The following is a 13,641-nucleotide window of genomic DNA, read 5'->3' on the forward strand; positions in this document are numbered from 1 at the left end:
GGCTGGCGCCGGCCATGCCAGAGCGGTGCAGCGGCGGCTGGGCGTACCGCCGCCGCTGCACCGTGACCGTCTTCGGCCTGCGGGCTGTGCACGCGGCCGAAGACGGGACGCCGTTCGAATCCGGGCTGGAGCCGGATTCGCCGCAGTTCCGCAGGCTTGAAAGAGCCGCGGTCAAGGCCCTTTACGCCCAGGGGCTTGATTTCGGGCAGGTCCTCCTGCAGGCGGGTAATGCCGGCTGGGAGATTGCCCGGATCACGGAGCTGCCGGATTTAAGCGCCCCTGACGCTGCCCGTTTGTTTGCCGGGGCGGTGCTGCAAACGGCCCGGGACTGGGCGGCCGCGCAGGCTGCGGCTGACAGAACTGCGCAGAATGCGGAGAAGAGGGCAGCAGAGAGGGAGCTGCCGCCAGACGGTCTGGGCGGAGGCCTTCCCGGGAAGTGGGCTGCACGCGGTCATGAGCAAGGTAAAGAGAAGGGTCAAGAGCAGGCGGACAATGCCCTGCTGATCGGCATGGACCCGGAGTTTCTGCTGTTTGACCAAAGCGCGCGGAAGATTATTCCCGCTTCAAGATTTCTGCAGACAAGCGGGCGGGCTGGAGCCGATTCGGTCAGAATCCAGGGCAGGCGGCGGTTTGTGCTGGCAGAGCTGCGCCCCGAGCCGGCAGGGGAGCCGAGGGAGGCGGTGCTCCGCCTTATGGCGGCCATGCGCGAAGCCTCGAGCAGGATCGCCGACAAGTCGCTGCAGTGGCTGGCAGGCGGCCTGCCGCAGCCTGGCCTGCCTCTGGGCGGCCATCTGCATTTCAGCGGCGTGCTGCTGACGCCGCAGCTGCTGCGCGCTCTGGATCACTTTCTGGCGATCCCAATCGCGGTGCTGGAGGACCGCCGCAGCGCGTCCAGGCGCCCGCGCTACGGCTGTCTCGGGGACTTCCGCCGGCAGAGCCACGGCGGCTTCGAGTACCGGACGCTGCCCAGCTTCCTGGTGTCCCCTTCGGTCACCAAAGGCGCGGTAGCGCTCGCCCTGCTGGTGGCTGCCGAATATAAGGCGGGCAGGCTCCCGGAGGTACCGCCGGTTCCGGAGGCGGCGCTCAAAGCTTTTTACACAGGGAACCGCGAAGCGCTTCGCCCTTTCGCCTTGAAAGCGCTCGAGGCCGCAGAGTCGCTAGCTTCATACGAGAGCTTCCAAGCGTATATAGCGCCTATGTTTCAGGCGGTCAGAGAAGGCCGGACCTGGGACGAAAGCCGTGACATCCGCAGGGCCTGGAGGCTGACGGCAGCATCAGAGGGGCAGGCAGACTGAACCGGTTCGGAATGAAAGAGAAGCTATACGCGGCGTTACCCGCTGCCTTTCGTCTCCATTTCCTGTTTTCCCCCGTTTTCCACCAGAGCAGCTGTTCTTGTTTTCTGATATAATAGAGTTCTATGAATGGGCATGGGGGTACGTCAAATGGCTAAATATACGCCGATGATCGAGCAGTATCTGAGCGTGAAGGAAGAGGCAAAGGACGCGTTTCTGTTCTTCCGTTTGGGTGATTTTTATGAGATGTTTTTTGATGATGCGATTCTGGCAGCCAAAGAACTTGAGATTACATTAACCGGCCGCGCAGGCGGTGCCGACGAGAAGATTCCAATGTGCGGCGTCCCGTATCATTCGGCAGAAAGCTATATACAAAGATTGATTGAAAAAGGCTATAAAGTCGCCATCTGCGAACAAGTCGAGGACCCGGCGGAAGCCAAAGGGGTTGTCCGCAGGGAGATTGTCCGGGTCGTAACCCCGGGCACAATGATGGAAGGCAAAGCCGTCTCGGAGAAGAGCAACAATTATATGGTTGCAGTGACTGAGATCGACAAGGTGATGGCCGTTGCGGCCTGCGACCTTTCCACGGGAGAGCTTCACGTCACCTCCTCTCCGAGCAGTAAAGAATGGCTCCGGGACGAAATCGGCATCTATACACCGTCCGAAATCATCGGCGATGAGGGGCTGATCGGCTGGATTAAGGAGCAGGCCGGCCCGCTGGGCAAGCCGGTAGTTTATACGCCCCGGTCCAAGGCGCCGGATGAAAGCGGCCGCAGGCAGTTCGGCGAAGCCGCCTGGATCAGGCTGGAGCCGGAGCGCAGAGCCTGCGTGGCGATGCTGGTCACCTATCTGGGCGAGACCCAAAAGCGCTCTCTCGGCCAGCTGAGCCGGATTTCCGCCTATGAACCGGAGCAGTTCATGATTCTTGATCCGTTTACCCGGCGGAATCTGGAGCTGGTTGAAACGGTGCGCGACCGTTCCAAGAAGGGATCGCTGCTGCATCTCCTTGACCGGACTCAGACCTCAATGGGCGCCCGTCTGCTCCGGCGCTGGGTGGACAAGCCGCTCCTGTCCAGCAGTCAGGTTGAAGCCCGGCTCGAAGCGGTTGAGGAGCTGTTTGGCGCTTTCATGCTGCGTGAAGACCTGAAAGACAAGCTGAAAGGAATTTACGATCTGGAGCGTCTTGTCGGGCGCATCGCTTTTGGAACGGCTAACGGACGTGATCTGAACGCCTTGAAGCTGTCGCTGCGCCAGATCCCTGAGCTGAAGGAGCTGTGCTCGGATTCGCGCTCAAATACCTTGTCCCGGCTTGCTTCAGGGCTCGATGACTGCGGGGATTTGGCTGAACTGATTGAAGAGGCGATCGCTGATGATCCGCCCGTTTCGGTGCGGGATGGAGGCTTGATCCGCCCGGGCTATCATGCGAAGCTGGACGAACTCAGGGAAGCCTCCACTAACGGCAAGCGCTGGATCGCCGATCTGGAAGCAGCCGAGCGGCAGGCAACGGGAATTAAGTCGCTGAAGGTGGGCTACAACAAAGTATTTGGCTATTATATTGAAATTACAAAATCCAACCTGACGGCATTGCCGGAAGGCCGCTATGAACGCAAGCAGACGCTGGCCAATGCTGAACGGTTTGTAACTCCGGAGCTGAAGGAGCGGGAGGCGCTTATCCTTGAAGCCGAAGACCGGATGCTTGATCTGGAGTATGGGCTGTTTACTGAAATAAGAGACAAGCTGAGCGCTAATATTCCTAGGCTTCAGCGGCTGGCCGAAGCGGTGGCCGAAATCGATGTGCTGCGGTCGCTGGCCGAGGTCAGCTCAGACTCGGGATTTGTTAAACCGGTGCTGACGGACGGGTACGACATGATCGTGGAGAACGGCCGGCATCCTGTTGTTGAAACGGTTATGGAAGGCAGAGCTTTTATTGCCAATGGAACTGCATTGAAGCAGGATGCAAGCATCCTGCTGATTACAGGGCCGAACATGGCCGGCAAGAGCACCTACATGCGCCAGGTGGCGCTGATTTCGATTCTCGCGCAGATTGGCTGCTTTGTGCCCGCAGCCCGTGCCGAGATTCCGATTGTGGACCGGATCTTCACGCGCATCGGAGCCGCAGATGATCTGATCGGAGGCCAGAGCACCTTTATGGTGGAGATGGCGGATATCCAGGTCATGACGGACAAAGCGACCGCCCGCAGTCTCATTATTATCGACGAGCTGGGCCGCGGCACCTCAACGACCGAGGGGATCGCCATCGCGCAGGCGGTTATTGAATATGTCCATGACGTAATCGGCTGCAAAGCGCTGGTATCGACGCATTTCCACGAGCTTGCGCATCTCGAATCAGCTTTGCCCGGACTCCGCAACTATTCAATGGCGGTGCAGGAGAGCGGCGAGAAGGTGCATTTTCTGCGCAAGCTTGTGCCTGGCGCGGCCAGCACCAGCTATGGCATCTACTGCGCCAAGCTTGCAGGTCTGCCGTCCGTCATTACCGACCGGGCTTCGGGACTGCTGGGCGAACTGGAACAAGTACCGGTCGCAGCCGGCAAGATGTCCTCTCCTGCTGCTTCAATGGATGCTGTCTCAGCTGTTCGTGAAGATGCTTCTCCGGTCTATGCGGCTGTTGAACCCGCTTCCGCTTCGGCTGATTCCAAGCCGGCGCCCGCTTCAGACATGGGGATCATTCAGCTCTCCATGTTCGGTGACGAGCCGGTTCAGCCGCAGTCGGCTTCTGCCAAGGAGGATGCCAGACTCCGCGGCCTTCTCAAGCAGCTTAAGCAGGCGGACATTATGAACATGACGCCGCTGCAGGCCATGGGACTGCTGAATGAGCTGAAGATGAAAGCCAAGGATCTGTAGCGTGTTCAGCTCATTCTCAATTCTTATCTCATTCTCAATTCTTATCTCATTCTCAAATCTAACGCGTTGATCATGCGGAGGTGAACCTATAAATGGCAAAAATTCAGGTGCTTGACGAGCATATCGCCAACCAGATTGCAGCCGGTGAAGTAGTCGAGCGTCCAGCCTCGGTCATCAAAGAGCTGGTTGAGAACTCCATTGATGCCGGAGCATCCAAAATCGAGATCAGTGTGGAGGAAGGCGGTCTGGACAGCATCCGCATTACGGATAACGGTTCGGGGATTGATCCGGAGGACTGCGAAACGGCCTTTTACCGTCATGCTACCAGCAAACTCAGCAGCGGCCGGGATCTTTATCAGATCCGGACCCTCGGTTTCCGGGGGGAAGCTCTTCCGAGTATCGCGGCAGTGGCCAAAGTGACGCTGTTAACCTCTAACAATGACAGCGGGCTTGGACGGCAGGTTGTGATTGAGGGCGGAACCCTGAAAGCGTCCGAGGATGCTCCCGCACCGCAGGGGACGGATATTACGGTTAAGGAATTATTTTACAACACTCCGGCAAGGCTGAAATATATGAAAACGATCCAGACAGAGCTGGGTCATATTTCTGACGTGGTCTACCGGCAGGCGCTGGCTCACCCCGAAATCGGGTTTGTTCTGCGGCATAACGGCAATCTTCTGCTTCAAACGACGGGCACCGGCGACATGCTCCAGGTTATTGCAGCCATCTATGGCAATCAAGCGGCCAAAAGCATGCTGAGTGTGGCGCATGAGGATCCCGATTACAAGGTAACCGGTTATATCGGCAGACCGGAGCTGACCCGCTCTAACCGGGCGGGCATGTCAACGATTGTGAATGGCCGGTATATCCGTAATCCTGCGCTGCAGCAGGCGATAATGCGGGCCTATCACACGTTGCTGCCCATCGGCAGGTACCCGCTACTTGTGCTCCAGCTGGAGATGCATCCCGCCCTTGTCGATGTGAATGTGCACCCGGCCAAGCTAGAGGTCAGATTCAGCAAGGAAGCCGAGCTGACTGCTTTCGTGGAGACGGCTATCAAACAAACACTGTCCTCGGAAGTTTTGATTCCCAAAGTGGTGCAGCAGAAGATCAGCCGGGGCAGCAGCACTTCGGTGATTCAGGAGCAGTTTCATTTTCCTTCCAGACAGTCCTATGAAGAAACCGCTGCGTCCACTCATGCTGATCCAGTGCCGCGGGCTTCAGAGCAAGGCGGCTCTTCTTCAGAAGCAGCAGCCCAGCCTGGTCTTGGCTTTCCGCCGCCGCATGCAGCGAATGAAGACTATCCGGGAGAACGTGCCGGTGATGAAGCAGGCTCCTTAGTTCGTGAGCAGGCTTCCCTGAATCCGTTGTATTCGGGGAAAAGGCAGCGGCAGGCCGGCGCTAACGGTGCCGGTTCTCCGGCCAGAACGGAGTCTCCTGCCAGAGCAGTCTCCCCAGCGAGAGGCGGCTCTCCGGCGGGTGCTCCGCCGGAGTACGGGTCCGGTCGGACGTACACGAATTCGGAGGGAGCTACAGGTTCATCTCCATCTCCCTATTCAGCCAAAGGCCAGCAGGAGCGTTCCGCTTCGGCAGCAGCCAGCCGTTTGTATGAATCGGCGCAGGAAGAGGCTGCTCTGCCGGCGTTTCCGGAGCTGACCTATATCGGGCAGCATCATGGCACCTATCTGATCGCCAACAACGATACTGGGCTGTATCTGATCGACCAGCATGCGGCCCATGAACGGGTCAACTACGAATATTATTATGATAAATTCGGTGCTCCGGCCGATGCTTCCCAGGAGCTGCTGCTGCCGATTACCATCGAGTTCACGCCTTCCGAGAGCGCCAAGCTGAAGGAGCGCCTGCACTGGTTTGAACAGGTCGGCGTGGTGCTTGAGCATTTCGGCGGCCAAACCTTTCGTGTGGTGTCGCTGCCGTACTGGTTCCCGCAGGGCGAGGAAGCCGCGCTTGTTGAAGAGATGGCCGAGTGGGTGCTGAACGAGCGCTCCATCGACCTGGCCAAGCTGAGAGAGAAGTCGTCCATCATGGTCTCGTGCAAAGCTTCAATCAAAGCGAATCAGAAGCTGACAGCGAGCGAAGCGGACACGCTGCTCAAGCGGCTTGCCGCCTGCCGGCAGCCTTACACCTGCCCGCACGGGCGTCCGATTGTCGTTTCTTTCTCCGCTTATGATCTGGAGAAGCTGTTTAAGAGAGTGATGTAACTGGAGGGTTAAATTTTGATTATTACAACCGGGGAGAACGAATCTCCGAGAACGGTAGCCCGGGCCAAGGAGCTTGCACAAGCTGAAGCCGGGGCAGTCTATGTCCGCCGGGCGGGACGGTCGCTGAAGGAACTGAAAGCAGTAAAAGGGGACAGCGATGTCCTGGTCGTCCTGGAGAACCGGATAAGACTGGCCGGGGCTTCTGAGCGTCCGATGGAATTTCACCCCAGTATGTCCTATGTCCGCGCCAAACGGGTGCTGAAGGGCGAGAAAGACTTAATGCTGGAGGCGGCAGGCGTCGTACCCGGCGACGTGATCGTGGACTGCACAGCGGGCCTGGGGGCTGACTCCATGATGTTTGCGGTGGGGACAGGCCCAGCGGGTTCTGTAATCGCTATGGAAAGCTCGTTCCCTCTCTATATGCTGCTTAAAGAGGGGCTTCGGACTTACCGGGCGAAGATCGCGGAATTTACGGAGGCGCTGCAGAGGATTGAAGTCCGTCATACGGATCACCTGACAGGCCTGAAGTCACTCCCGGATAAGAGCGTGGACATCGTTTATTTCGATCCTATGTTCCGGGAGCCGACAATGGAGTCTTCTTCGCTTTCCCCGCTCAGGGCTTATGCCAATGACGAGCCCTTGTCTTTAGCGGCAATCGAAGAGGCACGGCGCGTAGCCAGAAAGACCGTGGTGCTCAAAGAGAAGCGCGACAGCGGCGAATTCGAACGCCTCGGCTTCGGGACACCGGAGCGCAACCGCACAAAAATTACGTACGGAGTGATGCATCTTGACCGCTGAAACAGGCGTACATAAGCCGAATCTGCTGGTGCTGGTCGGGCCGACAGCCGTTGGAAAAACAAAGCTCAGCATCGAGCTTGCTAAATCTTTTTCCTGTGAAATTATCTCGGGCGATTCAATGCAGGTTTATCGTGGTATGGATATTGGAACAGCCAAAATTACCAAGCAAGAAATGCAGGGGGTGCCGCACCACTTGATTGACGAGCTGGAGCCTGATGATGCTTTCTCTGTTGCTCGTTTTCAGGCGGCATGCGCCGAACTGGTTCCTGCGATTTCCTCCAGGGGACATCTGCCCTTTATTGTGGGCGGGACAGGTCTCTATGTGGAGTCCGTCTGCTACGAATATCAATTCGCTGAAGCCTCGGCGGACGAGGAATTTCGAGCGGAGCAGCAGCGTTTTGCCGATGAGCATGGGCCGGAAGCTCTGCATGACAGATTAGCTGCCATTGACCCGGATTCGGCCGGCAGACTTCATCCGAATGATCTGCGGAGAATTATCAGGGCACTGGAAATTCACCATCTTACTGGACAGACCTTATCCAGCCAGCTGAAAGGCCAAAACAAGGTTTCACCGTATAATCTCTGCCTCATCGGTTTGACAATGGACCGTCAATTGCTATATAACCGAATTGAGGCCCGGATTGACCTGATGCTTGAGCAAGGTTTGGTTAAGGAAGTCGAATCGCTCCTTGACAAAGGCTATTCGCGCAGTTTAGTGTCCCTGCAGGGGCTGGGATACAAGGAAATTGCCGAGCATCTTCTGGACGGACTGCCGCTTGAGGAAGCCGTTATCAAATTGAAGCGGGATACCCGGCATTTTGCCAAACGCCAGCTTTCCTGGTTCCGCCATATGAAGGATATCCACTGGTTCGATGTGACGGACGGTGAAAAGTTTCCGGAACAATTGGCGGAGATCCATGCTATAATAGCAGGAAAGTTCGGGATTCCTCTTGAATATAATTACAAACACTAATTGATCCTATTGGGGGTACGGTAATGAACAAATCCATTAACATCCAAGATACGTTCTTGAACCAATTGCGCAAAGAGAGCATCCCGGTTACCGTCTTTTTGACTAACGGTTTCCAGATCAGAGGAACCGTCAAAGCGTTTGATAACTTTACGATCGTTATTGACAGCGACGGACGCCAGAAAATGGTGTACAAGCACGCGATTTCCACTTTCCAGCCGCAGCGCAATGTTTCGCTGATGCAGGAGCAGGAAGGGTAAGCTCCCGTTTGAAACTTTTTCAATTCCTTAACGTTAATATTATAGTCCGAGAAAGAGAGCAACCTTCCCAGGTTGTTCTTTTCTTTCGGAAAGAAACAAGTTTGGCACGGAAGGGAGTCATATGAAGTTATGCCGACAGACAGACCGTCAAGAATGGAACGCAACCATAAGAAACCGGACAAAATGTCGGAGAAGCCGAAGGGCAAGAAGAACAAGAAACGCCTGAATGGCAGAATGATCTTTTGGACCTCTTTCTTTACCGTTGCGATCGCTGTAATCTGCGGAATTGTAGGTTATTTGTTTATAACGGTAAATGGAGAGAAGCTTCTGGATGCGAATAAAGACAAGCTGCAGATCAACGGACCGACACAGGTGTTTGACCGCAGCGGCAAATTAATGGGTGAAATGTCCCTGGAGACCAGCGATCCGGTGGACAGTGAAGATATACCGAAGCTGGTGAAGGAAGCGTTTGTTGCGACAGAAGACAGACGATTCTACGAGCACAGCGGGGTCGATTTCTGGTCGATCGGCCGGGCGGCGGTGAAGGACATTGTAGCCAGAAGTATGGTTGAGGGGGGAAGCACGATCACCCAGCAGCTGGCGAAGAATATCTTCCTGACCCGGGACAAAACCTTCTTCCGGAAAGCAACCGAAATGTCGATCGCCATGGCGCTCGAACGCCAGTATACGAAAGACGAAATCCTGACCATGTATCTGAACCGGATCAACTTTGGCGGCACGACCTATGGGATTAAAGCAGCTTCGGAAAAATATTTCGGCATCTCCGATTTGAATAAGCTGGATGTCTGGCAGATTGCCACTCTGGCTGCAATGCCGAAGGGACCGTCTGCTTATAACCCGCTCCGCCATCCTGAAGCCTCGACAGCGCGGCGTGCAGTCGTATTGGATCTGATGTATGACCAGGGCTACATTACTGCAGAGCAGCGCGATGAGGCGAAAGCGGTTGTGTATGACTATCAGCCTCCGGCGAGCAAGCAGAACTATCTGGCGTTCATTGATTATGTAATGGACGAAGCAGAAGACGTGATGCCTGACCTGACCGAGGACGATTTGGTGCGCGGCGGATATAAGATCTACACCACCATGGATGCCCAGGCGCAGAAGGCTGTAGAGAAGGCTTTTGCCGATGATGACAATTTCGAGGAAAGTGTTGACGATCAGCCTGTTCAGGCTGCGATGATCATCATGAATCATGAGAACGGCGGCATTGTGGCGCTCCTTGGCGGACGCGAATACGAACGTAAAGGCTTTAGCCGGATTACCAGCCGCAGACAGCCGGGTTCTGCATTTAAACCGATTGTTGCTTATGCTCCGGCTCTTGACACAGGCAAGTTCAACGTCAACTCTGAGCTCAGCAACGAGAAACAGTGCTTTAACGATTATTGTCCTACCAACCTGCACGGGTATTCGAATACGATTGGGATGACCGAGGCCATTACGAAATCGGAAAATATCCCGGCCGTCTGGCTGCTGAATCAGATCGGTGTTAAGACGGGGATCTCCTATGCTGAGAAGATGGGCGTTCAGCTGGATTCGTCCGACAACAACCTGGCGATCGCCCTCGGCGGTCTGACCAAAGGAACAACGGTCAAGGAAATGGCTGAGGCCTACAGCGTTTTTGCCAATGATGGTAAATATAATGAGGCTTATTCGATCAAACAAATTGTTGATCCGGAAGGAACAACCGTTTATAAGCACGGGAATCCGGAACAGGAGCAGGTGCTGAGCGAGGATACCGCTTATTATATGACAGAAATGATGCAGAACGTGGTCACCGAAGGTACGGGGAAAAATGCCAGCCTCGGCGAACGCCCGATTGCAGGTAAAACCGGGACCACCCAAAGCGGCATCTCCGGCAGCAGCAAGAACCGGGACGCCTGGTTTGTCGGCTACACACCGGAATACACCGCAGCGGTCTGGATGGGTTATGACAAGCCGGACAAAGATCATCTGCTGAACGGCAGCAGCGGTGAATCCGCCAAGCTGTTCAGTGCCGTCATGAAGGAAGCTCTTAAAGACGTGCCGATTACGGATTTTGAGAAGCCTTCCGACTTGTCTGAACCGACAGCGCCGCCTCCTTCGGAGAGTGCTCCTCAAGGCGTGACAGGCCTCAGCGGATCATTTGACAATTCCACAGCAACCGTCAAGCTCAGCTGGAACGCTCCTGACCAGGCGGACGGAGGCGAATACCGGATCTACCGCAAAGCATCGGATGAGCAGGATTTCTCGATGCTGATGAGCGTGCTGACGACCGATGCCGAGGATCTGAGCGTAGCACCGGGCAAGACTTATCAATACTATGTGACGTATTACGATAAGGAGAAAGGCCAAGAGAGCGATCCTTCCGGTAAAGTGGAAGTGGACGTTCCGGAAGAGCAGACCCCGGCTTCGGAAGAACCGAGCCCGGATGTCAGCGCACCGGAGGAAAGTCCGCCGCCTGAAGAGTCAGCGGGTGACATGCTTTCAGCCCCTCCTGGTGAAACAACTGCGCCTGAGAGCAGTGATACGGGCGAGGGAAATAACGAGGATAACAGCGGGGACGAGGGGACGCAAGCCTCCGAACAGCCGGGCAGCTCCGGAGCAGCATCAACCGAGAACGGGCAGGGGAAACACGCATCGGGAACCGCAAGCGAAGACCCTGGGGTTCCGGTGGGCGCATCCGGCACCGAACTTCCTACCGCCCCGTGATGAATTAACTTGACCCCATGATGAGTTATCTTGACCCATTATGAATTAACTTGAATAGAGATCAAGCGGAGAGACGAAATCTTTGCTTGATCTCTTTTTTTTATGTGATATTTTACATGTAAGGTGATAATCGCTTTTTGAGACTGGACACCAAATGTGATAAGCTGGAATTAATATGTGCTGGAAAGGGTCTTGACCATGAAACGAAAATTCGGAGACCGTGCGAACTGGAGGCGCGTAACACAACGCAGGTTTGCTTCGCGGTATGTAGAAGATCCCCATTTCTCCGGATACATTACGTTATACGGTATTGAGGCGCTTAGAGAACCGCTATGGAAAACTTACGGAAAACATACCTTTAGGATTGCAGACAAAGGTTATTCCTGGCTTCAGTATTACCCCAAAGACGCTCATTATATTATAACGGCGATGTTTGATGACCGGAATGAAATAGTGGAATGGTATATAGATATTTGCAAGCATCAGGGTGTGACCGACCAGGGAGTTCCCTGGTTTGATGATTTGTATTTGGATATTGTGGTGCTTCGAAACGGAGAAGTATTTCTGCTCGACCAGGATGAGCTTGATGACGCATTGGGACGCAGAATTATTACCATGCGCGATTATGAACTTGCCACCCAGACGGCCAGAGAGGTGCTTCATATGATTGATGCGCATGCTTTCCCTTATTTCCTGATGTCGCTAGATCACTGCAGACAAGGCTTTGAGCTGGAGAGGCTAAAATTTCGGGATAGCGGAGGCATTTCATGAGCAGGCGAACCTATCAAGCTAATGGATTGGCTGCTGCAGGGAGGAGGAGCCTTTATAAATCTTTGGCTAAAGGGGCAGGACTGCTGATCCTGCTGCTGGCTGTATGGCTGGCCTACGCTGCCCTGCAGGTGGAGAGTGAACGGAGCAAAGAACCGGCCGAGAAGGCGGATGTCGGCATTGTGCTGGGAGCTGCTTTGTGGGATGACAAACCAAGCCCGGGGCTTGAGGAGCGCCTGGAACGTGCGGTGCAGGATTACCGGAACGGCAAGTTTTCCGTGCTGATTGTTACCGGAGGACTGGACACTGACAAATCACAGCTGACCGAAGCGGAGGGCATGGCGGAATATCTGGAGAGCAAGGGGATCCCAGCGGACCGGATCCTTCTTGAGAATAAGGCAACCGACACTTACGAGAATCTGCTCTACAGTCAGCGGATTATGGAAGAACATAACTTGAAGACAGCTATCATCATTACTCATGATTTCCACGGACGCCGCTCTCTGGAAATAGCCCGGGCACTGGATTACAAGTGGCCTCAGCTTTCGCTGATGCGTACCAAGGTGATGAATGAGGGGTATTACAAAATCCGCGAGGTTCTGGCTTATACGAAATGGAAGCTGCAGCTGATCACCATGGCTGTAACTTGAGTGCATCCAAAACTTTTAATAAGGTAAGGTCAACTAGAATATAGTGTAACAGTAACTTTCAAAGTCCTTACTTTAAAATGAGGTGATGCCTTCATGCAAGGGCGTGCCATGGCCGGCAGCGGACGCTCTGACGAAAGACCGTCCAGACAAATCAATGTCATTCTCCGAAACTCTGAACCTCCCGTCATTTCCCAACCCGTACCGGACACGGAAGCCGCACCTGCTCCTGCTGAGAAGCAGCAGGGCGCTTTTATGGAGATCCGCAAAGAGCTTGAACAGCTGGTAGGCCTCGACAATATTAAGACGCTGGTCTATGAGATTTTTGCACTGCTCCAGGTTGCGCGTCTTCGTTCTGACGCAGGGCTTCTGTCTGAAGCCCAGGTGTTTCACATGGTATTCCGGGGCAACCCGGGTACAGGCAAAACAACCGTTGCCAGGATTGTTGCCAAGCTTTTTCAGAAGATGGGCGTATTGTCCAAAGGGCACCTGATCGAAGCAGAGCGCGCTGACCTTGTAGGTGAATACATCGGTCATACGGCTCAGAAGACCCGTGATCTTGTGAAGAAAGCGATGGGCGGCATTTTATTTATAGACGAGGCATACAGCTTGGCCCGGGGCGGTGAGAAGGATTTCGGCAAAGAGGCGATTGATACGCTTGTGAAAGCGATGGAGGATCACAAGAATCAGTTTATTCTAATATTGGCCGGCTACTCGGACGAGATGGAGTTTTTCCTGGAGACGAACCCGGGGCTGCCCTCACGGTTTCCCATTCAAATTGATTTCCCGGACTACTCAGTCGATCAGCTGATCCAAATTTCCGAAATGATGGCGAAGGAACGCGATTATATTTTGATGCCGCAGGCGATACTCAAATTAAAGCAGCATTTAATGGCGGAGAAGCTGGAAAGCGAATACGCCTTCAGCAATGCAAGATATGTGCGCAACGTGATCGAACGTTCGATCAGACAGCAGGCCGTACGGCTGCTCAATCAATACGGCGGGTCCTCTCCGGGCAAGCTGGAGCTTATGACCCTGCGGACTGAAGATTTGAAGGTTGATTCCAAAGCGGAGAAGAAGCCAGGCATTCTATAATCAGCTCAGTCATGTGAT

10 protein-coding genes are annotated in these 13,641 nt (G+C 54.7%); all 10 read left to right on the forward strand.

Annotation, left to right across the window (positions count from 1 at the left end):
* A partial coding sequence (locus FCN15_RS02840; RefSeq protein WP_138493451.1) for a putative amidoligase domain-containing protein occupies nucleotides 1-1,295 on the forward strand: 1,295 nt, incomplete at its 5' end.
* Nucleotides 1,296-1,442: 147 nt separating this feature from the next.
* Nucleotides 1,443-4,154 carry a DNA mismatch repair protein MutS gene (mutS, locus tag FCN15_RS02845; protein WP_138493452.1) on the forward strand — a complete coding sequence of 904 codons (2,712 nt, stop codon included), beginning with the start codon at nucleotides 1,443-1,445 and terminating at the stop codon, nucleotides 4,152-4,154.
* Nucleotides 4,155-4,246: 92 nt separating this feature from the next.
* The gene (mutL, locus tag FCN15_RS02850; protein ID WP_138493453.1) at nucleotides 4,247-6,376 is read left to right on the forward strand and encodes a DNA mismatch repair endonuclease MutL; all 2,130 of its coding nucleotides are present in this window, start codon (nucleotides 4,247-4,249) and stop codon (nucleotides 6,374-6,376) included.
* Between the two features lie 15 nt (nucleotides 6,377-6,391).
* On the forward strand, nucleotides 6,392-7,174 hold the full coding sequence (locus FCN15_RS02855) for a class I SAM-dependent methyltransferase (protein ID WP_138493454.1): 783 nt from the start codon (nucleotides 6,392-6,394) through the stop codon (nucleotides 7,172-7,174).
* The gene (gene miaA, locus FCN15_RS02860; RefSeq protein ID WP_138493455.1) at nucleotides 7,164-8,147 is read left to right on the forward strand and encodes a tRNA (adenosine(37)-N6)-dimethylallyltransferase MiaA; all 984 of its coding nucleotides are present in this window, start codon (nucleotides 7,164-7,166) and stop codon (nucleotides 8,145-8,147) included. Before FCN15_RS02855 ends, miaA begins: the two co-directional genes overlap by 11 nt.
* 23 nt (nucleotides 8,148-8,170) lie before the next feature.
* Complete coding sequence (gene hfq / locus FCN15_RS02865; protein ID WP_138493456.1) at nucleotides 8,171-8,404, forward strand: RNA chaperone Hfq; 234 nt, start codon at nucleotides 8,171-8,173, stop codon at nucleotides 8,402-8,404.
* A gap of 129 nt (nucleotides 8,405-8,533) precedes the next feature.
* The gene (locus FCN15_RS02870) at nucleotides 8,534-11,113 is read left to right on the forward strand and encodes a PBP1A family penicillin-binding protein (RefSeq protein WP_138493457.1); all 2,580 of its coding nucleotides are present in this window, start codon (nucleotides 8,534-8,536) and stop codon (nucleotides 11,111-11,113) included.
* Nucleotides 11,114-11,311: 198 nt separating this feature from the next.
* Nucleotides 11,312-11,884 carry a ribonuclease FAU-1 family protein gene (locus FCN15_RS02875; RefSeq protein WP_138493458.1) on the forward strand — a complete coding sequence of 191 codons (573 nt, stop codon included), beginning with the start codon at nucleotides 11,312-11,314 and terminating at the stop codon, nucleotides 11,882-11,884.
* On the forward strand, nucleotides 11,881-12,531 hold the full coding sequence (locus FCN15_RS02880; protein ID WP_138493459.1) for a YdcF family protein: 651 nt from the start codon (nucleotides 11,881-11,883) through the stop codon (nucleotides 12,529-12,531). Before FCN15_RS02875 ends, FCN15_RS02880 begins: the two co-directional genes overlap by 4 nt.
* 93 nt (nucleotides 12,532-12,624) lie before the next feature.
* A complete protein-coding gene (locus FCN15_RS02885) occupies nucleotides 12,625-13,623 on the forward strand; it encodes an AAA family ATPase (protein WP_138493460.1) in 999 nt (332 codons plus the stop codon).
* The last annotated feature ends 18 nt before the right edge of the window (nucleotides 13,624-13,641 follow it).

Origin of the sequence: Paenibacillus pinistramenti (assembly GCF_005869875.1) — a bacterium.
Taxonomy (GTDB): Bacteria; Bacillota; Bacilli; order Paenibacillales; family Paenibacillaceae; genus Fontibacillus; species Fontibacillus pinistramenti.

Coding starts and splice junctions, on each gene's coding strand:
- mutS (WP_138493452.1), top strand. CDS start 1,443: ATGGCTAAATATACGCCGATGATCGAGCAGTATCTGAGCGTGAAGGAA.
- mutL (WP_138493453.1), top strand. CDS start 4,247: ATGGCAAAAATTCAGGTGCTTGACGAGCATATCGCCAACCAGATTGCA.
- hfq (WP_138493456.1), top strand. CDS start 8,171: ATGAACAAATCCATTAACATCCAAGATACGTTCTTGAACCAATTGCGC.
- FCN15_RS02870 (WP_138493457.1), top strand. CDS start 8,534: ATGCCGACAGACAGACCGTCAAGAATGGAACGCAACCATAAGAAACCG.
- FCN15_RS02875 (WP_138493458.1), top strand. CDS start 11,312: ATGAAACGAAAATTCGGAGACCGTGCGAACTGGAGGCGCGTAACACAA.
- FCN15_RS02880 (WP_138493459.1), top strand. CDS start 11,881: ATGAGCAGGCGAACCTATCAAGCTAATGGATTGGCTGCTGCAGGGAGG.
- FCN15_RS02885 (WP_138493460.1), top strand. CDS start 12,625: ATGCAAGGGCGTGCCATGGCCGGCAGCGGACGCTCTGACGAAAGACCG.